17 protein-coding genes are annotated in these 22,119 nt (G+C 66.3%); 11 read left to right on the forward strand and 6 right to left on the reverse strand.

The window, feature by feature from the left end; translation table 11 throughout:
- The 5 genes from BLT16_RS18105 to leuC form a co-directional block, all read right to left on the reverse strand.
- Positions 1-2,013: type IV pilus assembly protein FimV (locus tag BLT16_RS18105; protein ID WP_176817272.1), on the reverse strand; the 2,013-nt coding region annotated here is incomplete at its 3' end.
- A 177-nt stretch (positions 2,014-2,190) separates the two neighbouring features.
- Entirely contained in the window at positions 2,191-3,303 is a 1,113-nt protein-coding gene (asd, locus tag BLT16_RS18110) for an aspartate-semialdehyde dehydrogenase (RefSeq protein WP_089660136.1), read from the reverse strand.
- 199 nt (positions 3,304-3,502) lie between these two features.
- On the reverse strand, positions 3,503-4,582 hold the full coding sequence (leuB, locus tag BLT16_RS18115) for a 3-isopropylmalate dehydrogenase (RefSeq protein ID WP_089660138.1): 1,080 nt from the start codon (positions 4,580-4,582) through the stop codon (positions 3,503-3,505).
- Positions 4,583-4,881: 299 nt separating this feature from the next.
- Positions 4,882-5,535, reverse strand: a complete 654-nt coding sequence (gene leuD, locus BLT16_RS18120; protein WP_089660140.1) for a 3-isopropylmalate dehydratase small subunit — start codon at positions 5,533-5,535, stop codon at positions 4,882-4,884.
- A 3-nt stretch (positions 5,536-5,538) separates the two neighbouring features.
- Entirely contained in the window at positions 5,539-6,984 is a 1,446-nt protein-coding gene (gene leuC, locus BLT16_RS18125) for a 3-isopropylmalate dehydratase large subunit (RefSeq protein WP_089660142.1), read from the reverse strand.
- A 383-nt stretch (positions 6,985-7,367) separates the two neighbouring features.
- Between leuC and BLT16_RS18130 the strand changes: the two genes are divergently transcribed.
- From BLT16_RS18130 to BLT16_RS18175, 10 genes are all read left to right on the forward strand, one after another.
- Positions 7,368-8,273, forward strand: a complete 906-nt coding sequence (locus BLT16_RS18130) for a LysR family transcriptional regulator (RefSeq protein ID WP_089660144.1) — start codon at positions 7,368-7,370, stop codon at positions 8,271-8,273.
- A gap of 184 nt (positions 8,274-8,457) precedes the next feature.
- On the forward strand, positions 8,458-9,612 hold the full coding sequence (locus BLT16_RS18135; protein WP_089660146.1) for an aromatic ring-hydroxylating oxygenase subunit alpha: 1,155 nt from the start codon (positions 8,458-8,460) through the stop codon (positions 9,610-9,612).
- Entirely contained in the window at positions 9,609-10,376 is a 768-nt protein-coding gene (locus BLT16_RS18140) for an SDR family NAD(P)-dependent oxidoreductase (protein ID WP_089660148.1), read from the forward strand. The genes BLT16_RS18135 and BLT16_RS18140 overlap by 4 nt, the downstream gene beginning before the upstream one ends.
- 43 nt (positions 10,377-10,419) lie before the next feature.
- A complete protein-coding gene (locus BLT16_RS18145) occupies positions 10,420-11,346 on the forward strand; it encodes an ABC transporter substrate-binding protein (protein ID WP_089660150.1) in 927 nt (308 codons plus the stop codon).
- 26 nt (positions 11,347-11,372) lie between these two features.
- Positions 11,373-13,037: a choline dehydrogenase gene (locus BLT16_RS18150; RefSeq protein WP_089660151.1), complete on the forward strand. Its 1,665-nt coding sequence runs from the start codon at positions 11,373-11,375 to the stop codon at positions 13,035-13,037.
- A 7-nt stretch (positions 13,038-13,044) separates the two neighbouring features.
- Positions 13,045-13,995, forward strand: coding sequence for a PDR/VanB family oxidoreductase (locus tag BLT16_RS18155; RefSeq protein ID WP_089660154.1), 951 nt, complete (start codon positions 13,045-13,047; stop codon positions 13,993-13,995).
- 12 nt (positions 13,996-14,007) lie between these two features.
- A complete protein-coding gene (locus tag BLT16_RS18160) occupies positions 14,008-15,492 on the forward strand; it encodes an aldehyde dehydrogenase (protein WP_089660156.1) in 1,485 nt (494 codons plus the stop codon).
- A 20-nt stretch (positions 15,493-15,512) separates the two neighbouring features.
- Positions 15,513-16,250: a class II aldolase/adducin family protein gene (locus tag BLT16_RS18165; protein WP_089660158.1), complete on the forward strand. Its 738-nt coding sequence runs from the start codon at positions 15,513-15,515 to the stop codon at positions 16,248-16,250.
- The gene (locus BLT16_RS18170; RefSeq protein ID WP_089660160.1) at positions 16,250-17,278 is read left to right on the forward strand and encodes a GlxA family transcriptional regulator; all 1,029 of its coding nucleotides are present in this window, start codon (positions 16,250-16,252) and stop codon (positions 17,276-17,278) included. The genes BLT16_RS18165 and BLT16_RS18170 overlap by 1 nt, the downstream gene beginning before the upstream one ends.
- Positions 17,279-17,391: 113 nt before the next feature.
- Positions 17,392-18,768 (forward strand): hypothetical protein, encoded by a 1,377-nt coding sequence (locus BLT16_RS18175; RefSeq protein ID WP_089660162.1) that lies wholly within the window; start codon positions 17,392-17,394, stop codon positions 18,766-18,768.
- An 8-nt stretch (positions 18,769-18,776) separates the two neighbouring features.
- Here the strand turns inward: BLT16_RS18175 and BLT16_RS18180 are convergent, their stop codons facing one another.
- Entirely contained in the window at positions 18,777-19,292 is a 516-nt protein-coding gene (locus tag BLT16_RS18180) for a zinc ribbon-containing protein (RefSeq protein ID WP_089660164.1), read from the reverse strand.
- A gap of 210 nt (positions 19,293-19,502) precedes the next feature.
- Between BLT16_RS18180 and leuS the strand changes: the two genes are divergently transcribed.
- A complete protein-coding gene (leuS, locus tag BLT16_RS18185) occupies positions 19,503-22,085 on the forward strand; it encodes a leucine--tRNA ligase (RefSeq protein ID WP_089660166.1) in 2,583 nt (860 codons plus the stop codon).
- Positions 22,086-22,119 lie beyond the last annotated feature (34 nt).

The following is a 22,119-nucleotide window of genomic DNA, read 5'->3' on the forward strand; positions in this document are numbered from 1 at the left end:
CTCGGGCTCGGGCTCGGGCTCGGGCTCGGGCTCGGGCTCGGGCTCGGGCTCGGGCTCGGGCTCGGGCTCGGGCTCGGGCTCGGGCTCGGGCTCGGCAGGAGGATCGACCTGCGTCGGCTCCTCGGCCATGGCGACGTCATCGAGTCGCTGGCGGCGTGCCATCAGCCGCTCGACGTCGGCCTTGAGCGCCGGATCGTCGACGCCGCGCAGTGCCTCGGCCTCGCGCTCGGCCGCCCCCCAATCGCCCTGTTCGACGTGAACCGTGAGCAGCTTGAGGCGCAGATCGTGGCGCTCGGGCTGCTCGTCGAGGCTCGTCTCGAGCAGCTCGCGGGCCTGATCATAGCGGCCGTAGGCCATGAAGATATCGGCCTCGCTGATCGCCTCAGCCTGAGGCATCGGCCGTGCAACGGGTGGCTCCTCGGGCGTTGCGCCCACCGCCGGCGCCTCGGGGGCAGCGGCTTGAACGTGACTCTGCGCATAGAGGCTGGGCATCACCGCCGCGCCGTCGACGTAGCGCTGCCCCGCCCGCGGCGCACTGCCGCCTTCGCGCCGGCGGCGCACCAGCGCCCATAGTGCCAGCAGGGCCGCCAGGGCCAAGCCGGCCACGGTCAGGCTACCGTCGCGCACTTGCTGCCACAGCGCCCCCCACCAGGGCTCGGGCTCCGGCGCGGGGCTTGCCGTCGGCGGCGTGACGCCGCCGGCACCGGCCACCTCGCTGGGCGTCCCGCCGGCACTCAGCTGCGCCAGCTGCTCGCGCATGGCCGCGAGTTCATCGCGCATCTCGCGCATCTCCTGCTGCAGCTGGTCACGCTCGACCTCGACGTTGCTGAGTGCCTGCTGGCTGGCCAGCAGCTCGTTTTCCACGCGCAGCAGGCGCTCATCCTGATCGGCGCTGCCGTGGGAGGCCTCGCCGCTGGCCGGACCATCGCCGCCGTCCTGCCCTGTCTCAGCGTCGCCGGCCACGGCCAGGCCAGCCATCTGGGCCGCGTCGTCCAGCACCATCTCCTCGACGTCAGTCGCCTGCTGCTCGGCGGCCAGCTCTTCGTCGCTGAGCAGCGTCAGCCGCGGGGTCTCCGCAGCCACTCCACTGTCGGCAACATCGGCGCTGTCGGCCGTTTCGTCAGGCTCGGTAACCTCGGCCACCGCAGCAGGCTCGACCCCAGCGTCAGTTGGGCCTGCCGCGGCCGGCGCCGACAACGCACTCGCGGCCACCGCGGCACCGCCGTCGCTCTGGCGAGCCGCCCAGGCCTGGTTCTGGGTCTGCACCAGCGCGCTGGCGTCGCTGGGGGAGCGTCGGGTGATCGCCTGGCGAGAGGGCACGTTGAGGGTCACGCCGGCGCGCATCGAGTTGATGTTTCCAGAAGGGAAAGCATCGGGGTTGGCCTCGACAAGTGCCAGCATCATCTGGTTGATGTCGATATCGTCGCCGGGGCGCAGCCGCGAGGCGATTGCCCATAGGGTATCTCCGCTTCGCACTACCGCAGGATCGCTGCTGCGACTGGCAGCCGAGGCCGTGGACGACTGGGTGGGGGGCTCAGCGGGCGGCGAGATCGGGGGCGGGGCACTGGCTGCAGTTGCCTCGACGGAAGCCCCTGCCACCAGCACCGGGCTGTCTTCGTAGCCGGGTGGGTCGAACAGCAGCGTGACCTGGCGCAGCACGCGGCCGTCAGGCCAGTCGATATCCAGCAGCAGATCGAGGAAGGGATCGCGCACCGGCTGCTCGGAGCGCATTGCCACCACCAGCTCACCGGCCTGGCGCTCGATGCTGAAGTCGATACCACGCGCCAGCAGGTCGCGGCTCAAACCGGCCTGTTCGAAGGCTGCTTCATCGGCCAGCGACACTCGCATGCGCCGGGGGTCGACGCCATCGACGTCGGTTAGCGGCAGCGTTGCACGCAGCGGTGCGCTGAGACGCGAGTGCACCTCAACCTCACCCACCCCGAGTGCCAGAAGCGGCGAGCTGGTTGCTGCCGTGAGCGTCAGTGCGATGACCAGTGGGAGCTTGCGGTTCATTTTTTTGATTGACCCTGCGATCTGGAGCAGCATTGGCGCTAACGCATCGTTTTGTCTCAGCAGAAAGCATCAGGCAGCGCCTGACAAGCCTGATTATTCAACGTATGCCAGTTTTCATCCCGCTGACAAGACGACGCCTCCCCGGAGGGAGGCGTCATGACGCACAGGAGGGAGCGCTTATTGCTCGCGCAGGATCTTGAGCATGCGCTTGAGCGGCTCGGCGGCGCCCCACAGCAGCTGGTCGCCGACGCTGAAGGCGGACAGGTATTCACCGCCCATGGCCAGCTTGCGCAGGCGTCCTACGGGCACCTGCATGGTGCCGGTCACCGCAGCTGGCGTCAGCCCATCGATGGTGGCGTCCTTGTCGTTAGCAATCACCTTCACCCATTCGTTGTGCTTGGCCAGGCGATCCTCGATCTCGTCTAGCGGCACGTCGCGCTTGAGCTTGATGGTGAACGCCTGACTGTGTGAACGCATCGCACCGATACGCACGCACAGGCCGTCGATGGGGATCGGGTTATTGTCGAGGCCGAGGATCTTGTTGGTCTCGACGCTGCCCTTCCACTCTTCCTTGCTCTGACCGTTGTCGAGTTTGGTGTCGATCCACGGCAGCAGGCTGCCGGCCAGCGGCGCGCCGAAGTTGTCGGTCGGGAAGTCGCCCGAGCGCATCGCCGCGGTGACCTTGCGGTCGATGTCGAGGATCGCACTGGACGGGTCGGCCAGCTCGTCGGCGACGCTGTCACGCAGGCTGCCCATCTGGTTGAGCAGTTCACGCATGTGCTTGGCGCCGGAGCCGGAGGCCGCCTGGTAGGTCATGGAGGTCATCCATTCGACCATGTCGGCCTCGAACAAACCGCCCAGGCCCATCAGCATCAGGCTGACGGTGCAGTTGCCGCCAACGAAGGTCTTGGCGCCATTGGCCAGTTGGGCGTCGATCACGCCACGGTTGACCGGGTCGAGGACGATGGTGGCATCGTCAGCCATGCGCAGGGTGCTGGCAGCGTCGATCCAGTAGCCTTTCCAGCCTGCCTGGCGCAGGTCCTGGTAGACCTCTTTGGTGTAGTCGCCGCCCTGGCAGGTGACCACCACGTCGAGGGCCTTGAGCTCGTTCTGGTCGAAGGCGTCCTTGAGGGGAGGCACGTCGACGCCGATGTCGGGGCCGGGCTTGCCGACCTGGGAGGTGGTGAAGAAGACCGGCTCGATGCCGTTGAAATCTCCATCATCCACCATGCGCTGCATGAGCACCGAGCCCACCATGCCGCGCCATCCGACGAAACCGACTTTCAACATGTGAAGTCCTCCAGAAATCAAATGAGGCCAATATTATACATGAATCAGCGCCGAGCGCCGAGCGCCGAGCGCCGAGCGCCGAGCGCCGAGCGCCGAGCGCCGAGCGCCGCAGGATGGTATCGCCACTTGTGACGGTATCAATCGCTAGACTGGCTGCCCGTCGCTCTAAAGCTTGGTGCTGGGCGCTTACAGCTTGGCGCTACAGGGCCTCGAACGCCGCCAGCACAGCGTCACCCATCTCGCTGGTGGAGACCTGGCGAGTGCCGGGGTAGGCGATATCGGCGGTGCGTAGGCCGTCGTCGAGCACCTTGCCCACCGCCGCTTCGATACGCTCGGCCAGGGCCGGCTCGTCCAGCGAGTAGCGCAGCATCATCGCCACCGAGAGAATCGTCGCCAGCGGGTTGGCGATGTTCTGCCCAGCAATGTCCGGGGCGCTGCCGTGGCACGGTTCGTACATGCCCTGCCCGCTCTGATTGAGCGAGGCCGAGGGCAGCATGCCGATGGAGCCAGTGAGCATCGCCGCGGCATCGGAGAGGATATCGCCGAACATGTTGCCGGTGACGATCACGTCGAACTGCTTGGGCGCACGCACCAGCTGCATGGCGGCGTTGTCGACGTACATGTGCGACAACTCGACGTCGGGATACTCCGGCGCCAGCCGCTCCATGACCTCACGCCACAGGATGGTGACCTCGAGCACGTTGGCCTTGTCGACGCTGCACAGCTTCTTGCCACGCTTCTGGGCCATCTCGAAGGCGACCCGGCCGATGCGCTCGATCTCGCTCTCGGAGTAGACGTAGGTGTTGTAGCCGACCCGCTCGCCGTCACGCTCCTCGATGCCGCGCGGCTGGCCGAAGTAGATGCCGCCGGTGAGCTCGCGCACGATCATGATGTCGAGCCCCGACACTACGTCGGGCTTGAGGCTGGAGGCCTCGGCGAGCTGCGGGTAGAGGATCGCCGGACGCAGGTTGCCGAACAGGCCGAGGTTCTTGCGCAGGCCAAGCAGGCCCTTCTCGGGGCGTTTACTTAGGTCCTCGATGGTGTCCCACTGGGGGCCACCCACGGCGCCGAGCAGAATCGCGCGGGCACCTTCGGCCTTGGCCAGGGTCTCGGCGGGCAGCGGCTCGCCGTGGGCATCATAGGCGGTGCCGCCGACCAGCGCTTCCTCGACCTCGACGTCCAGGCCGCGGGCCTGGCAGGCGGCCAGCACGCGGCTGGCCTGGGCAGTGATTTCCGGGCCGATACCGTCGCCCGGGAGAACCAGAATCTTGCGTGTCATATGTTTCTCAATCCTTGTCAGCCGCCATTTCCAAACAAATGGTGGCGGGCTGTACAGCGATAGGCCTGCGAGGAGGCGCTGTGAACCCATCCCTGGGCGCTACCTTGCGCCCTGCTGCGCTCTCGCATCCTGCTCCGCTTGCAGGACCGGGGCTGGCCATCCATGGCCAGCCCGTTCGGAGCAGTGCTCCGAACCCATGGCGCAAACCTCCTCTTCGACCTATCCCCTACGCCCTTCAATCTCATATGAGCCTGCCGCCGGATCAGCCTCGCGGCCACCAACGCAGCGGTTTTAAAGCCTCAGGCCGGGGCCTTGTCGCGGAACAGCCACGGCCGCGCGACGCGGTGCTTCTCCTCGAAGGCGCGAATGGCATCCTCGTCCTGCAGGGTGATGCCAATATCGTCGAGGCCGTTGAGCAGGCAGTGCTTGCGGAAGGCGTCGACCTCAAACTCGATGATCTCGCCTTCCGGGGTGGTCACCCGCTGGTTCTCGAGGTCGACATCGAGGCGATAGCCCTCGTTGGCCTCTACCGCCTTGAACAGCCGATCCACGGTGTCCTCGTCGAGGGGCACCAGCAGGATCCCGTTCTTGAAGGCGTTGTTGTAGAAGATGTCGGCGAAGCTCGGCGCGATCACCACCCGGAAGCCGAAGTCCTCGAGCGCCCAGGGGGCGTGCTCGCGGGAGCTGCCGCAGCCGAAGTTGCGCCGTGCCAGCAGCACGCTGGCACCCTGATAACGCGGCTGGTTGAGCACGAAATCGGGGTTGAGCGGACGCTGACTGGCATCCTGGCCCGGGTAGCCCTCATCGAGGTAGCGCAGCTCGTCGAACAGATTGACGCCGAAGCCTGTACGCTTAATCGACTTGAGAAACTGCTTGGGAATGATCAGGTCGGTATCGACGTTGGCGCGGTCCAACGGCGCAACCAGGCCCTGCTCACGTTCGAACTGTCTCATGGCTCAGGCCTCCTGTGCGGTAGGTTGGGCGTCGAGCTGACGCACGTCGACGAAGTGGCCGGCGATGGCGGCGGCGGCAGCCATCGCCGGGCTGACGAGATGGGTACGGCCGCCGTAGCCCTGGCGCCCCTCGAAGTTGCGGTTGGAGGTCGAGGCGCAGTGTTCACCGGCGCCGAGCTTGTCGGCGTTCATCGCCAGGCACATCGAGCAGCCCGGTTCGCGCCATTCGAAGCCGGCCTCGGTGAAGATCTTGTCGAGCCCTTCTGCTTCGGCCTGGCGCTTCACCAGCCCCGAGCCGGGTACCACCATGGCCAACTGGATGGAGCTCGCCACCTTCTTGCCCTTGGCGACCTTGGCCGCTTCGCGCAGGTCCTCGATGCGCGAGTTGGTGCAGGAGCCGATGAACACCTTGTCGAGGCGGATATCGGTGATCTTCTGCTTGGGCGCCAGGCCCATGTACTCCAGCGCCCGGGTGTAGCTGCGCTGGACGGTGTCGTCGGCGGCGTCCGCCGGGTCCGGCACTTCGCCGGAGATACCGGTGACCATCTCGGGGCTGGTGCCCCAGCTGACCTGGGGTTCGATGGAGGCGGCATCGATTTCCACCACCTTGTCGAAGGCGGCATCGGCGTCGGAGACGAGATTGCGCCAGTCGGCGACGGCGGCGTCCCACTGCTCGGCGGTCGGCGCGTAGGGGCGCTCGGCAAGGTAGTCGATGGTGGTGTCGTCGACGGCGATCAGACCGACCCGGGCACCGGCCTCGATGGCCATGTTGCAGACCGTCATGCGGCCTTCCATGGAGAGGCTCTGGATCGCGCTGCCGGCGAACTCGATGGCGTAGCCGGTACCGCCGGCGGTGCCGATCCTGCCGATGATCGCCAGCACCACGTCCTTGGCGGTGACGCCAGTGCCGAGCTCGCCTTCGACGCGCACCTGCATGTTTTTCATCTTCTGCGCCAGCAGGCACTGGGTGGCCAGCACGTGCTCCACTTCGGAGGTGCCGATGCCGTGGGCGAGGGCCGCGAAGGCGCCGTGGGTGGCGGTATGCGAGTCGCCGCAGACCACGGTCATGCCCGGCAGAGTGGCGCCCTGCTCCGGCCCGACGACGTGCACGATGCCCTGGCGGGCGTCATTGATCTTGAACTCCTCGATGCCGAAGGCCGCGCAGTTGTCATCCAGGGTCTGGACCTGGATCAGCGATACCGGATCCTTGATCCCAGCATTGCCCTCGGCGCGCTCGATTACCGTGGTCGGCACGTTGTGGTCCGGCGTCGCCAGGTTGGCGTCGAGCCGCCACGGCTTGCGGTTCGCCAAGCGCAGGCCCTCGAAGGCCTGGGGCGAGGTCACTTCGTGGAGCAGCTGGCGGTCGATGTAGATCAAGGCGGTGCCGTCGTCGCGCTCCTTGACCAGGTGCTGCGACCACAGCTTGTCGTAAAGGGTCTGGCCTGCCATATCGTTCTCCCGGGCTCGGGGCCCTGTTCTCATCATCTGGTCGGTCTTAGATAATGTCGCTCACGTACGGTTCTAATCTCGCGGCTTGTCGGCGACAGGCCTGCGAGGAGGCGCTGTAAATACTTCCCTGTACGCTACCGATGCCCTACTGCGCTCTCGCGTCCTGCTTCGCTTGTAGGGCCGGTGCTGCCCATCCATGGCCAGCCCGTTCGGAGCAGTACTCCGAACCCATGGCATCGAACCTCCTCTTCGGCCTGTCCCCTGCGCCGCTATACGGTGGCGCTGGGGCTTGGCGCTTATTTCGTACCAGCAGTGTCCTGCGGGTCGCCCATAAAATCAATTCATGTTATTTATGCTTTGAATTCCTCCAAGGAATACATTGCATGGACACGCAAAGCCTCCAAGCCTTCCTCGCCGTGGCCGACCATGGCTCCTTCTCGCTGGCCGGCGAGCAGCTGCATCTGACCCAGCCGGCGGTGAGCAAGCGGATCGCCAGCCTCGAGGAGCAAGTCGGTGCACGGCTGTTCGACCGTATCAACCGCCGCGTGTCGCTGACCGAGGCGGGCCACCTGCTGCTGCCGCGGGCGCGACAGATCCTGGTAATGGTCGACGACAGCCGCCGTGCGCTTTCCAATCTCAGCGGTGACGTGGCCGGCAGCCTGACCATGGGCACCAGCCACCATATCGGGCTGCATCGCCTGCCCCCACTGCTCAAGCGCTATACCCGCGCTCACCCCGAGGTGCGCCTGGACATGCGCTTCCTCGACTCCGAGCAGGCCTACCAGGAGGTGCTCGACGGCGAGCTGGAAATCGCCGTGGTGACCCTCGCCCCGGTACCTGACCCGCAGTTGATGGTGGTGCCGGTGTGGGTCGACAGGCTGCGCTTCGTGTGCGCCCACGATCACCCATTGGCGCAGAATGCCACGCCGCCGCTGACGTCACTCTCTGCCCACGATGCGGTGCTGCCCGGACCGCAGACCTTCACCCGCGGCATCGTGATCGACACCTTCGCCCGCGACGGCTTGCAGGTGAAGGTCGCGCTCTCCACCAACTACCTCGAGACGCTGAAGATGATGGTCAGCATTGGCCTGGGCTGGAGCGTGCTACCGGAGTCGCTGATCGACGATAGCCTGCACGTGCTGGATATCGCGCATCGCCCCATCGAGCGGCCGCTGGGCTACCTGGTGCACAAGAGCCGCACCCTCTCCAACGCCGCACGTTCGATGTTGGCGTTGCTGGATAACCAACGCACCGCATTCGGCCACGGCGACACGCCTAACACCTACTGATGTCGCTATTTATCAGAATTCCTTTGCGGGCAGGTACCCTGTAGTGGCGATAATTTGATTTATAACGACAAATATTCGTCTTAAATAATCAAATATCTGATAACGCAGTGTCGTAAAACCTCATGCCTCTGCGACGTAGCGGCCTAGCCTGAGGGCTACCGTTACAGCATGAGGAGCCAGACCCATGACGGACCGGATTCCGATCCAGCAGTGGGACGAACAGTCTGCCGAGACAGCCGTCACCCTGCCCTCCCGCTACTTCCACGACGCAACCATCTTTGCCGAGGAGCGCGAGCGCATCTTCATGAAGGCCTGGCACTTCGGCTGTCATGTCAACGAGCTCAGCGAAGCCGGCGCCTTCGTCGTCCGGGATATTTTCCGGCAGAGCGTGATTCTGATGCGCGACCGCCAGGGTGAGATCCACGCCTTCCACAACGTCTGCCAGCACCGCGGCAATCGCCTGCTGAACGAGACGCGCGGCGTCAACAAGGGCGTGATTCGCTGCGCCTACCACTCCTGGTGCTACGGCCAGGACGGCGCGCTACGCAGCGCCCCGCGCAGCGATCGCCTGGCCGGCTTCGACAAGCAGCAGCACGCCATCCCGGCCGTGCGCATGGAGGTCTTCGCCGACTGCGTGTTCTTCAACTTCGATCCCGATGCGGACTCGATGCAGACGCTGTTTCCCGGTGCCGACCAGGCCATGCGCGAGGCGATTCCCGATCTCGACAAGATGCAGCTGGTCGAGGAGGACGATGTCATCGTCCCCGCCAACTGGAAGGTCATCATGGACAACTCCATCGAGGGCTATCACTTCCAGCTCTCGGGGCCTTGCCACGTCGATCTTGCGTCGCTGATCGATTTCGCCGGCTATCGGCTGCGTCAGTTCGACCACTGGTGGACCTACGGCGCCCCGCCCAACCCCGACGCCATCCAGGCCTATGGCAAGCCGCTATCACGCCCCCCCGAGCCGGGTGATGGGTTCTTCAACATTGGCATCTGGCCACACAACACCTTCTATCAGTTCCCGTTCACCCAGTGCCTGGGCACCTTCATGATGATCCCGCTGGACAGCGAACGCAGCCTGCTGCGTTTCGGCTACTACAGCGCCCAGCAGCCGATCTCCGAGGTCTCCCGAGCCAGCATCGCGTGGATGAACGATGAGCTCGGCCCGGAGGACATCGACCTCAACGTCACCGTGCAGCAGGGCTTGCACTCGCTGGGCTACAACCAGGGGCGCTACATGATCGATGCCGAGCGCAGTAACGAGAGTGAGCACCTGGTGCATCACTTCCACCGTCTGGTATTCCGCGCCCTGCACCCCGAAGCGAGTCGCTTATGAGCGATGCCCCTGACGGCGAATTCCGCGGCCGTCGCGTGCTGGTCACCGGCGGCGCTCGCGGCATCGGCGCCGCCACCGCCGAGTTGCTGCTGATGCGTGGCGCACGGGTTGCCATCGGCGCACGCAGCGAGGCCTCGGTGGACGCGTTCAACGCCGAGCGTGACACCCCGGCCCTGGCGGCGGTGAGTGAACTGCGCGACCGCGCGAGCTGCCAGCGGGTGGTGGACACGGCCTGCGAGCGGCTCGGCGGCCTCGACTGCCTGATCAACTGTGCCGGGGTGTTCGAGGAGGTGCCCTTCGAAGCGGTCACGCAGCAACACTGGGACGATCACTACCAGATCAACGTTGCCGGTACCTTCTTTGCCATTCAGGCGGCGCTTCCGGCACTCGAGGCGAGTGGCGGCAACGTGGTCAACCTCGGCTCCGATGCCGGACTGATCGGCTATCCCCCCAGCAGTGTCTACTCCGGCGCCAAGGCGGCCGTGGTCAACCTGACCCGCGCCCTGGCACTGGAGCTGGCCGGGCGCATCCGCCTCAACTGCGTCTGCCCCGGCAACGTGGCCACCGAGATGATCGATCACGCCGCACAGCGCAGCCCCGATCCCGCCGGCTATCTGGCCGACGCCCATGCCCGCGCCCCGATGGGGCGCATGGCACGGCCTGGCGAGGTCGCCGAGGCGATTCTCTACCTCGCCTCGCCCCGCGCCAGCTTCACCCACGGCGCCATTCTCAGCGTCGATGGCGGGGGTGTGTGCGGCTTCTAGCATCGCCCCGCAAGACAACTGATAACACCAGGAGACCCTGACCATGCGTAGCCCATCACTGCCTACCCTCTTGTCACGCTTGACAGCCAGCGCCCTGCTGCTGGCGCCGCTCGCCGCCCAGGCCGAGACGATCCGCTTCGCCACGCCGCAGTGGCCCGGCGCAACGGTCAAGTCCGAGGTCACCCGCCAACTGGTCGAAACCCTTGGCTATGACGCCACCCTCCAGGAAGCCAGCTCCTCGATCATCCTCGGCGGCATGGCCAGCGGAGACCTGGATATCAATATGGCGCTATGGCGGCCCTCACAGGGCGGCATGCTCGACCCGCGCCTGGAAGCCGGTGAGCTGGTCGAGCTGACCGAGAATATCGAAGGTGCGCGTTTCCAGCTGGCGGTACCCGGCTACGTCTGGGAGGCTGGCGTGCGCTCGATGGCCGATCTGGCCGAGCACGGCGAACGCTTCAGCCACACCTTCTACGGTATCGAACCCGGCAACGTCGGCAACGAACTGATGCAGGAGGCCGTCGACAACGACACCTATGGGCTGAGCGACTGGCGGGTAGTGGCCTCCAGCGAGGCCGGCATGATGTCGCAGGTGGAGACCAGCATCGCCGACGACGAGTGGATCGCCTTCCTCGGCTGGGAACCGCACTGGATGAACGTCGACTTCGATATTCGCTACCTGGAAGACCCGCAGAATCTGTGGGGCGATGCCAGCTCGGTGTCTACCGTGGTCGCCGCCGATTTCGTCGAGCGCCACCCCAACCTGACCCGTCTGCTCGAGCAGATCGTGCTGCCTATCGACGTCCAGGATGCCTGGGTCTATGACTACAGCCGCCGCGACATCCCCCTCGAGGAAGTGGCCAGCCAATGGCTCGCTGACAACCCTGACGTGGTGTTGGGCTGGCTCGAAAACGTGACCAGCGCCGACGGCCAGCAGGACGCCGCCGACCGTTATCGCAATACCTACTGAATCCATCAGCGTAGCGAGACCCTGGCATGACTGACCCCGCGTCATACGACTACATCATCGTCGGCGCCGGCTCGGCCGGCTGCGTGCTGGCCGATCGGCTCAGCGCCGACGGCCGCTACCGGATACTGCTGATCGAGGCCGGTCCGCGTGACGCCTCCTGGACCATCGACATGCCCGCCGCCATGGGCGCGGCCATCGATGGCCCGCGCTTCAACTGGCACTATCATTCCGGCCCGGAGCCCTATCTGGACGATCGCTATATCGCCACCCCGCGTGGCAAGACCCTGGGCGGCTCGTCGTCGATCAACGGCATGGTCTACATTCGCGGTCACGCCCGCGACTATGACCACTGGGCCGCCAGCGGCTGCCCCGGCTGGGGGTATGCCGAGGTACTGCCCTACTTCCGCCGCGCCGAATCCCACGAGCTGGGCGGCGATGACTACCACGGCGAGGATGGACCGCTGCGAGTCAGCGCCGGTCGGCCTCATGATCCCCTGGCGTGCGCCTTCCTCAATGCCGGCGTAGAGGCCGGCTATCCCTATACCGAGGATCCCAACGGCTACTGCCAGGAAGGCATGGGGCGCGTCGATCGCACCACCTATCGCGGCCGGCGCTGGAGTACCGCCCGGGGCTATCTGGCCCGCGCCAGGTCGCGGAATAACCTCAGCGTGATCACCGGCGCCCTGGTCGAACGGGTGCTGCTCGACGCCGGTTGCGCCCGGGGCGTGAGCTATCGCGTCGCGGGCGACACGCGTCACGCCACCGCCACACGCGAGGTGATCCTCGCCGCCGGGGCCATCAACACCCCGCAACTGCTGATGCTCTCCGGGATCGGTCCCGAGGAGGCACTGGCGGCGCATGGCATCGACTGCCAACATCCTCTGCCCGGGGTCGGCCAGCGTCTCAGCGACCACCCGGACAGCGTGGTCGCCTATCGTGCCGAGCAGCCGGTCTCCATCGCCCCCTGGACGCATGCCCCGCGCAAGTGGTGGCTAGGCTTGCAGTGGTTCTGCCGCCATACCGGACTCGCGGCCAGCAATCAGTTCGATGCCGGCGCCTTCATCCGTTCCCGCGCCGGGGTCGAGCACCCCGACATCCAGCTCACCTTCATGTCGGCGGCGGTGCCGCCGGGCTCGGTGGCACCGCTGCGCGAGCACGCCTTCCAGGTGCATATCGACCTGATGCGCCCCACCAGCCTCGGCCACGTCAGGCTGCGCAGCGCCGATCCGGGCGAGGCGCCGGAGATCGTCTTCCACTACCTGGCCAGCCAACGCGACCGAGCCGATATGCGCAGCGCCGTGCGCCTGGTGCGCGAGATCATCGCCCAGCCCGCTTTCGATGGCCTGCGCGGTGAAGAGATCTCCCCCGGCGCGCATATCGACAGCGACGCCGACCTCGACGCCTGGGCGCGACGCACCACCGAGACCGGCTACCACGCCGCTGGCACCTGCAAGATGGGGCCCGCGGAGGATCCCGAGGCGGTGGTCGACCCCGAACTGCGTGTCCACGGCCTGGAGGGGCTGCGCGTGGTCGATGCCTCGATCATGCCGCGCATCGTCAGCGGCAATACCAATGCCCCCACGGTGATGATCGCCGAAAAGGCCAGCGACCTGCTGCTCGGCAAGCCCCCCTTGCCGCCCAGCGAGGCGGCGACCTGGATTCACCCCGAGTGGCAACATCGGCAACGCTGAGGTTCTCATGCACGACGCTCTATGCCTGGAAATCCGCCACCACCAAGCCCTCGGCGAACGCCTCTACCGGCTCGATCTGGCGGCAAGCGACGGGGCCACCCTGCCCCCGGCCGCGCCGGGGGCTCACCTGGCGCTCACGCTTCCCAACGGCATGACGCGCCACTATTCACTGCTCGATGGTGCCGACGACGGGATCTACCGCATCGCCGTGCTCCACGAGCGCGATTCCCGCGGTGGCTCGGCGTGGCTCGCCGAGCACGCCATGCCGGGCACTCGACTGACCGCCAGCGGCCCCCATGATCGCTTTCCCCTCGACGAGAGCGCCGCTCACCACTGCCTGGTCGGCGCCGGGATCGGCATCACCCCGCTGGTCGCCATGGCGAGGCGCCTGCACGCGCTGGGCGCCAGCCGCGAGCTGCACTATCTGGTGCGCCATCGCCGGCAGGCGCTGTTCGCCGCAGCGCTGGCACCGCTGTTTCCGCCCGGCAAGCTGCACCTGCATATCTCCAGCGAGCATGGGCGCACTCGCCTCGACACTCTCGTGAACACGCCTCGTGCCAGCACCCGCGTGTATGCCTGCGGCCCCGCCTCGCTGCTCGACGAGCTGGAGTGTCTCGCCGCCGACTGGCCGGCGGGCTGCCTGCGTCTGGAGCGCTTCCATAACGACACCGTGCCCAGCGACGCCCCTCAAGACAGCTGCGAGGTGATCCTCGAGGCCAGCGGCAGACGCTTCACGCTAGCCCCGGGCCAATCCCTGATCGACGCCCTGGAGGCGCACGGCGTGGCCCCGCCCCGCCTGTGCTGCGAAGGCGTTTGTGGTACCTGCGCCACACCGCTGCTGGATGGCGAGGTGGAGCACCTCGACGCCGTGCAGTCCAGCGCCGAGAAGGCCCTCAACGACCTGATCTATCCCTGCGTGTCGCGCCCACGCGGCCCGCGTCTCGTTCTCGATCTCTAAGTGGAGTTCCACATGCCCCACAGCCACCATGACTGGCAACGTCTCGCCGCCGAGCTGACAGCCGACGGTCGTGCCTTCATCGACGGCCAGCGCCAGGCGGCCCAGGCCGGCGACTGGCTCGACTCCCTCAATCCCATGGGCGGGCCACCCGTCGCACGCATCGCCGCCGGCACCGCCGCGGATATCGATCTTGCCGTGGCCGCTGCACGTCGCAGTTTCAGCGCCGGCGACTGGTCGCAGGCCGCGCCGACCCGGCGTCGCCAAGTCTTGCAGGCGATCGCCACGAGGCTGCGCGAGCACGCCACGACGCTGGCCCTGCTCGACTGCCTGGAAGTCGGCAAACGTATCGACGAGGCCCTCGACGATGTCGAGGAGTCCGCGCGACTGTTCGACTGGTATGCCGAGGTGCAGGACAAATGGTACGACGCCCTGGCCGCCTCGCCGCCCGGCGTGCAGGCCAGCATGCGCCATGAGCCACTGGGCGTGATCGGTGCAGTCGTGCCCTGGAACTATCCGCTGCACAACGCCTGCGTCAAGCTGGCGCCGGCGCTGGCCGCCGGCAATAGCGTGGTACTCAAACCCGCCGAGGAGTCATCGCTTTCGGCACTGCGCCTCGCCGAGCTGTGCGAAACCGCGGGTCTTCCCCAGGGCGTGGTCAATGTGGTGCCCGGGCATGGCCATCAGGCCGGCGAAGCACTGGGCCGCCACGCCGACGTCGATGCCATCGGCTTCACCGGCTCCAGCGAAATCGGCAAGCGCTTCATGGTCTATGCCGGCGAGTCCAACATGAAGCCGGTGTGGCTGGAGTGCGGCGGCAAGAGTCCGCATCTAGTGTTCGCAGACGCAGGCGATCTTGAGGAGGTCGCCGATGCCGTGGCCGGCGCTATCTTCACCAATGCCGGCCAGGTCTGCTCGGCTCATTCACGGCTGCTGGTGCAGCGCGAGCTGGCCGAGCCATTGCTCGACGCGCTCTGCCGCCGCGCCAATGCGCTGACCCTGGGCGATCCGCTCGATCCCGCCACTACCCTGGGGCCGCTGGTCAGCCAGGCCCAGTTCGACAAGGTCTGCGACTATTTGCGCCTGGGTCGCAGCGAAGCGCGGCTGGCCTGCGGAGGCGAGCCCCGCGAGGCAGACGGCGGACGGCTGTTCGTGGCGCCGACGATCTTTGCCGACGTCACCCCCGACCGACGCCTGTTCCGCGAGGAGATCTTCGGCCCGGTCTTGACGGTAACCCCCTTCGACGACGAGGAGCAGGCCGTGGCCCTGGCCAATGACAGCGAATATGGCCTGGCGGCCTCGCTGTGGACACGCGACCTGGGGCGTGCTCACCGTCTGTGCGACCGCCTGCAGGCGGGCACCGTCACGGTCAATGGCGTGGATGCCGTGAGCCTGCAGACCACCTTCGGCGGCGTTAAGCAGTCGGGCATCGGTCGCGACTACGCCCTCGCCGGTATGCAAAAATACATGGCCGTCAAGACGCGCTGGATTCAGTATTGAGTCCCCGACAGGAGATTTCCATGCAACAGCACGACGTGTCGCGCCCCATCCTCGATGCCAGTCCGCGCCAGCAGCTGGCCGCCGCCTTTCGCTGGATGGCCCGTCTCGACATGCACGAGGCCACCGCCAACCACTGCAGCCTGGCGCTGGACGAGCGACGCTTCCTGATCAACCCGCTGGGTCATCACTTCTCGGAGCTGCGCGCCAGCGACCTGCTCGAGGTGGATCGCCACGGGCAAGCGCCGGCGGACATCGACCCCACCGCCTGGGCGATTCACGGCGCCATGCATCGCCAGGGCGAACACATTGGCTGCATCCTGCATAGCCACGCACCCTATGCCACCGCGCTGTCCTGCCTGGAATCGCCCCATCTACCCCCGGTGGAGCAGAACAGCATGCGCTTCTTCGAGCGTCTCTACGTCGATCAAGGCTTCGATGGCATGGGCCTCGCCGACGAGGCCGAACGCCTCGGCGGGCTGGCCAACCGTGCCTCGGTACTGCTGCTCGGCAACCACGGCGTGGTGACCACCGGCGCCGATGTCGCCGAGGCGTTCGATCGCCTCTACTACTTCGAGCGCGCCTGCCGCACCTATCTGATCGCCCGCGGCAGCGGCCTGCCGCTCAAGCCGGTCAGCGACACGGTGGCGCGCAAGACGGCGGCACAGTGGGACGACTACATGGCCGAGGGGGCAGCCCAGCAGCACTTTGCCGCGCTGCTGCGCATCCTCGACCGTGATGCCCCCGACTATCGTCACTGATGCGTACGCCTGGCCTGCCTGATAGCGCTCCCTCGACCCCACCCTACCGGCTCAAGCTGATGCTGATGCCGGCGTTCTCCTTCGCCGGCCTGGGGACCATTCTGGATAGCCTGTTCATCGTCAACTGGCTCGCCCAGGAGCCGCGCTTCGAGTGGCAGTTGCTGGGGCTGGAGGAGAGCGTCATGGCCTCCAATGGCACGCCGCTGGCCGTCGAGCCTGAGTGGCCGGCTCCGCATACGCTGGATGAGGTGTGGGTGCTGGCCAGTTTCGCCACCAAGAGCTACCGCGACGACACGCGCCTGGCCATGTGGCTGCGCCACTGTGCCGCCGCGGGGACCAACCTCGGTGGCATCGAGGTAGGCAGCGACATGCTCGCCGCCGCCGGGGTCATGCAGGGCCATCGTGTCGCCATGCACTGGGACAACCGCGAGGGCTTTGCCGAGCGTTACCCACAGCTCGAAACCAGCAGCGAGCTCTACTGCCTCGACCGCGACCGGCTGAGCTGCGCCGGGGGCACCGCCATCGTCGACCTGATGTTCGCCTGGTTGGCGCGCCATGTGGAGCCCGCCCTGCTCGAGGAGCTGCGCAATCATCTCCTCGAACGCCGTCAACGCGACGGCGCTCGCCAGCAGCTTGCCGCCGACCCGCTCCACCATGCCGAGACGTCAGCCCAGATTCGACGGGTACTGCGTCATATGCGCCGCCATATCGAAGCGCCGCTCAGCACTGCCGAGTTGGCCAGCCATGCCGGCCTCTCGACGCGTCAACTGGAGCGACGCTTCAAGCAGGAGCTGGGGGTGACGCCGATGCGCTATTACCTGTGGCTGCGCATCAACCGTGCCCACCGGCTGCTACAGCAGACAGACCTCAGCGTGGCGTCCGTCGCCAGTGCCGCCGGTTTCGGATCCCTGGAGCATTTTTCACGCAGCTATCGCCGCTTCTTCGGCTGTGCGCCCAGCAGCGATCGCCTGCAGTCGCCCGAGGCGCCGGTACTGCCACTGCGCTACCTGCCCTACCGTCGGCGCTGACGTTCGCGGCCGCCCACCCGCGGACGGCATGCTTAGGCCCGCTTGAGCCTCGTCGACAATTTACCTAGGATGCTAACTTTCCCCTTACGCGAGGTCGCTCGCTCAGGATACTCATGTCCGCTCAGGATGCGCCGCCCGCCGCCCCCACTCGCCCCGACTCGCCCTCGCTGCGTCAGGTGATCGCCGGCGTCGCTATTCTCGCCGGGCTGATCTGGCAGATCCTGCTATTTACCGGCGCGGCCGTGACGCCGCTGCCAGTGGGCTATCTGCTGTGGTTCTCGGTCGTACTGCTGTGGCGCGACATCCCTACCCGCTCACGGCGCCAGGCCGGCGTGCTGATCGCGCTGGGCGCCGGCATGCTGCTGGCGGCCCGACTGGGCTACGCCGCCGAGGTGGCCTGGCCGTGGATTCTGGACGGCAACACCTACGTGGTGGCGATGCTGGTAGGCGTCAGCTTCATCAGCCTGATCGGCAGTCAAAGCCCCAGTCGCAGCGGCACCCATCTGACCGGCTGGCGCGGCGTGCTCAGCACCTGGTTCAGCGTTCACCTGCTGGGGTCGATCCTCAATCTCTCCACGGTATTCATGGTGGGGGACCGGCTGCGCGGGCTTAATCCACCGCCCCCTCAGCCGGCCAGCGCACCGCTTAGCCCGCCACAAATCCTGGCCCTCAATCGGGGGCTCTCCAGCGCGGCCTTCTGGTCGCCGTTCTTCGCCTCGATGGGGGTGGTGATGAGCCTGGCGCCGCAGATGAATTTCCTATGGATTCTGGCCTTCGGCCTGCCGCTGGGGGTGCTGTCGGGGCTATTCACCAGCGTGGAGCTAAATCGCCGATTCGATCTGTCCAATACCCCCGGTTTTGCCATGTCGCCGGCCAACCTGCTGATGCCGGTCGCCATGGCAAGCCTGGTGATGCTGTTTCACTACGGCCTTACACCGAGGCTGTCGATCGTCAGCATCATCACCTTTCTGCTGCCGGCCGCAGCGCTGGCAACCAACCTCCCCCAGGGGCTGCGCTGGACCCGGCGACGCATCGTCGAGCACACCCGCAGGCGGCTGCCGAGCATGCGCGGCGAGATCTCGCTGTTCTTGGCGGCGGGGCTCTTTACTCAAGGATTGTCTACGTTGATTGCCGCCGTAACCGGCGGCGAGTGGGTGCTGTTCGAGCACTTCGGTGCCGCCCAGGCCATGTTGAGCTATGCGGTGATCGTGGTCAGCGCCATCGCCGGCCTGCATCCGATCATCGGCGTCTCGACACTGGCCTCGATGCTCGACCTCGAGGGTAGCCGCTACACGCTACTGGCCTTCGTGGCACTGGCGTCATGGGGAGTGGGCACGGCGGTGGGGCCGTTATCGGGGATCAATCTCTCGCTGCAGGGGCGCTACGGCGTCAGCGGCTACCGCACCATGCGCCTCAACGCCCCGTATGCCGCGATCATGTCGCTGGCGGTGCTGGCCGGCATACTGCTGCTCGACCAACTGATCGCCTGATCGCCTGATCAGTCGGAAGCACGGGCGAAATAGCGATGCCCGCACTGGTGGCAGGGATCGATACGGGTCACCGTCTCGAGGGTGACCTGGGCATCGCAGTGCACGCAGGCCATGCGCCCGGGAGCGGCGATCTCGCCCTCGCAGTAGTCGGCCTGAGCCGCCTCGAGGTCGTCCTCGAGCCGTTCACGGTCGACGATGCTGCGATCGGCCACCGACAGCAACGCCTCGCTGACTTTGCGCGACAGCACCGTGAGGTCGATGCCCAGCCAACTTGCCACGCTATTACCACCGGCGGCGAGATAGCGGCGCATGTCCTTGAGGTCGCGCTCGACCCAGGCGCGCAGCAGCGCCAGCTCATCCTTGGTGAACTCCTCGAACTCGGCTTCGAACTCCACCGCCTCATCGAGATCCTTCTGCAGCGCGTCCCATGACAGCTCGTCGGCGCCCTCCTGAAGGCGCGCCAGCATGCGTTCGTACCCTTCGCGCAGGCGATGCTCCTGCGTTGTCTCCTTGCGATCGCTCATGGTGCACTCCTTGTTCATCACTAACCGGTCTCACGGATGCTCCGCAGCGCGTGGCCCTACCTGATGGCGCGCTGCTGGGGTATGCTTGTGCCCCATTGCCGTCATCTTCCTTTGGCTTCAATGCGCTACGACCTTTCTAGCATATTGTAGGCGCTCAGGACGATGACCCCTACTTTCGCCACTGCCAACGCAAGGTGCCTGTTGAGACCGATGGACGCACAGTACACGCCCTTTGAGATCGAACGCGACGCCCAGCAGTACTGGGACAAGAACCAGTGCTTCAAGGCGGTAGAAGACGCCAATCGCGAGAAATTCTACTGCCTGTCGATGTTCCCCTACCCCAGCGGCAAGCTGCACATGGGGCATGTGCGCAACTACACCATCGGCGACGTGGTCTCGCGCTTCCAGCGCATGCAGGGCAGAAACGTCATGCAGCCGATGGGCTGGGACGCCTTCGGCATGCCCGCGGAGAACGCCGCGATCAAGAACCAGGTGCCGCCCGCCAAGTGGACCTACGAGAACATCGACTACATGCGCGAGCAGTTGAAGGCGTTGGGTTTCGCCTACGACTGGAACCGCGAGTTCGCCACCTGCGACAGCGACTATTACCGCTGGGAGCAGTGGTTCTTCACCAAGCTGCTGGACAAGGGCCTGGTCTACAAGAAGATGTCGACGGTCAACTGGGATCCGGTCGACCAGACCGTACTGGCCAATGAGCAGGTGATCGACGGCTGCGGCTGGCGCTCGGGTGCCCCGGTGGAGCGCAAGGAGATCCCGCTGTGGTTCTTGAAGATCACCGACTACGCCGATGAGCTGCTCGCCGACCTCGACAAGGTCGAGTGGCCCGAGCAGGTCAAGACCATGCAGCGCAACTGGATCGGCAAGTCGCGTGGCGTGGAACTCAGCTTTGATATCAAGACTGCCCACGGTGCCCCGGCCGAACCGCTCGCGGTCTATACCACCCGTCCCGACACCTTGATGGGCGTCACCTACATGGCCGTGGCCGCCGACCACCCGCTGGCGAAGCAGGCCGCCGAGGGCAATCAGGCGCTGGCCGATTTCTGCGCTGAATGCGCCCGCGGCGGCACCTCCGAGGCGGAGCTGGCCACCAAGGACAAGAAAGGCATGCCCACCGGGCATGTTGCGGTCCACCCGCTGACCGGTCGCGAGGTGCCGGTCTATGTGGCCAACTTCGTGCTGATGGAGTTCGGCACCGGCGCGGTGATGGCGGTGCCCGGCCATGACCAACGCGACTGGGAGTTCGCCACCAAGTACGGCCTGCCGATCGAGGCGGTGATCGCCTACGAAAACGGCCAGGCGCCTGACCTCTCGGAGGGCGCCTACGTGGAGTACGGCGCCCTGATCAACTCCGGTGAGTTCGACGGCCTCGGCTTCGAGCCCGCGTTTGATGCCATCGCCGCCAAGCTCGACGCGCTTGGCCGCGGCGAGGTCAAGATCAATTTCCGCCTGCGTGACTGGGGCGTGGCCCGCCAGCGCTATTGGGGCGCGCCGATCCCGGTCAAGTACGGCCCCGAGGGCCAGACCGTGCCGCTCACCGACGACGAGCTGCCGGTAGCGCTGCCGATGGAAGTTACCGTCGACGCCTCCGGCTCGCCGCTCAAGAAGATGCCCGAATTCTCCGAGCTGGGCGACGGCTGGGTGCGCGAGACCGACACCTTCGACACCTTCATGGAGTCCTCCTGGTACTACGCGCGCTTCTGCAGCGCCGACAACCATGAGGCAATGCTCGACGAGCGCGCCAACTACTGGCTGCCGGTGGATCTCTACATCGGCGGCATCGAGCACGCCATCCTGCACCTGCTCTACGCACGCTTCTTCCACAAGCTGATGCGCGACTTCGGCCTGGTCGATAGCGACGAGCCCTTCCAGCAGCTGCTGACCCAGGGCATGGTGATCGCCGAAACCTTCTATCGGCTCGAAGCCAACGGCGCCAAGACCTGGTTCAACCCCGCCGATGTCGAGGTCAAGCGCGACGACAAGGGCCGCCCAATCAGCGCGGTGCTGGTCGAGGACGGCCAGCCGGTGGAGATGGGCGGCATCGAGAAGATGTCGAAGTCGAAGAACAACGGCGTCGACCCGCAGTCGATGATCGACCGCTTCGGCGCCGACACCGTACGCCTGTTCATGATGTTCGCTGCCCCGCCAGAGCAGTCACTGGAGTGGTCCGACTCCGGTGTCGAGGGAGCCCACCGCTTCCTCAAGCGGCTGTGGCGGCTGGTTCACGAGCATCTCGCCGCCGGCACGCCGGCCCAGCTCAACACCGCGTCACTGAGCGACGCCCAGCGCGACCTGCGCCGCAAGACCCATGAGACGATCAAGAAAGCCAGCGACGACATCGGCCGGCGCACCACCTTCAACACTGCCATTGCCGCGGTGATGGAGCTAACCAACGCGCTGGGTAAGTTCGATGATGCGAGCGCCGAGGGGCTCGCCGTGGCCCGCGAAGCGGTGGAGGCCAGCGTGCTGCTGCTGGCCCCCATCACCCCGCACATCTGCCATGCGCTGTGGGCGGCGCTGGGCCATGCCGAGCCGGTCATCGACGCGGCCTGGCCCGGTCTCGACGAGTCTGCACTGGCTCGCGACAGCATCGAGCTGGTGGTGCAGGTCAACGGCAAGCTGCGGGCGCGCCTAGAGGTCCCCGCCGACGCCGACAAGGCCAGCATCGAGGCCCAGGCACTGGGCAACGAGAACGTTCAGCGCCACACCGAGGGCAAGACGCTGCGCAAGGTCATCGTGGTGCCGGGCAAATTGGTCAACATCGTCGCCAACTGAGCTCGAGCCACCCTCTACGTACAAGGAGCGCCTC

This window comes from Franzmannia pantelleriensis (genome assembly GCF_900102875.1).
GTDB classification, from domain to species: domain Bacteria; phylum Pseudomonadota; class Gammaproteobacteria; order Pseudomonadales; family Halomonadaceae; genus Franzmannia; species Franzmannia pantelleriensis.

Excerpts from the sequence above, each read along its gene's own strand:
- BLT16_RS18170 (WP_089660160.1), top strand. The coding sequence starts at position 16,250 with ATGCGTACGCCTGGCCTGCCTGATAGCGCTCCCTCGACCCCACCCTAC.
- leuS (WP_089660166.1), top strand. The coding sequence starts at position 19,503 with ATGGACGCACAGTACACGCCCTTTGAGATCGAACGCGACGCCCAGCAG.
- BLT16_RS18140 (WP_089660148.1), top strand. The coding sequence starts at position 9,609 with ATGAGCGATGCCCCTGACGGCGAATTCCGCGGCCGTCGCGTGCTGGTC.
- asd (WP_089660136.1), bottom strand. The coding sequence starts at position 3,303 with ATGTTGAAAGTCGGTTTCGTCGGATGGCGCGGCATGGTGGGCTCGGTG.
- BLT16_RS18135 (WP_089660146.1), top strand. The coding sequence starts at position 8,458 with ATGACGGACCGGATTCCGATCCAGCAGTGGGACGAACAGTCTGCCGAG.
- BLT16_RS18130 (WP_089660144.1), top strand. The coding sequence starts at position 7,368 with ATGGACACGCAAAGCCTCCAAGCCTTCCTCGCCGTGGCCGACCATGGC.
- BLT16_RS18155 (WP_089660154.1), top strand. The coding sequence starts at position 13,045 with ATGCACGACGCTCTATGCCTGGAAATCCGCCACCACCAAGCCCTCGGC.
- leuB (WP_089660138.1), bottom strand. The coding sequence starts at position 4,582 with ATGACACGCAAGATTCTGGTTCTCCCGGGCGACGGTATCGGCCCGGAA.
- BLT16_RS18150 (WP_089660151.1), top strand. The coding sequence starts at position 11,373 with ATGACTGACCCCGCGTCATACGACTACATCATCGTCGGCGCCGGCTCG.
- BLT16_RS18160 (WP_089660156.1), top strand. The coding sequence starts at position 14,008 with ATGCCCCACAGCCACCATGACTGGCAACGTCTCGCCGCCGAGCTGACA.
- BLT16_RS18145 (WP_089660150.1), top strand. The coding sequence starts at position 10,420 with ATGCGTAGCCCATCACTGCCTACCCTCTTGTCACGCTTGACAGCCAGC.
- leuC (WP_089660142.1), bottom strand. The coding sequence starts at position 6,984 with ATGGCAGGCCAGACCCTTTACGACAAGCTGTGGTCGCAGCACCTGGTC.
- BLT16_RS18165 (WP_089660158.1), top strand. The coding sequence starts at position 15,513 with ATGCAACAGCACGACGTGTCGCGCCCCATCCTCGATGCCAGTCCGCGC.
- BLT16_RS18180 (WP_089660164.1), bottom strand. The coding sequence starts at position 19,292 with ATGAGCGATCGCAAGGAGACAACGCAGGAGCATCGCCTGCGCGAAGGG.
- leuD (WP_089660140.1), bottom strand. The coding sequence starts at position 5,535 with ATGAGACAGTTCGAACGTGAGCAGGGCCTGGTTGCGCCGTTGGACCGC.
- BLT16_RS18175 (WP_089660162.1), top strand. The coding sequence starts at position 17,392 with ATGTCCGCTCAGGATGCGCCGCCCGCCGCCCCCACTCGCCCCGACTCG.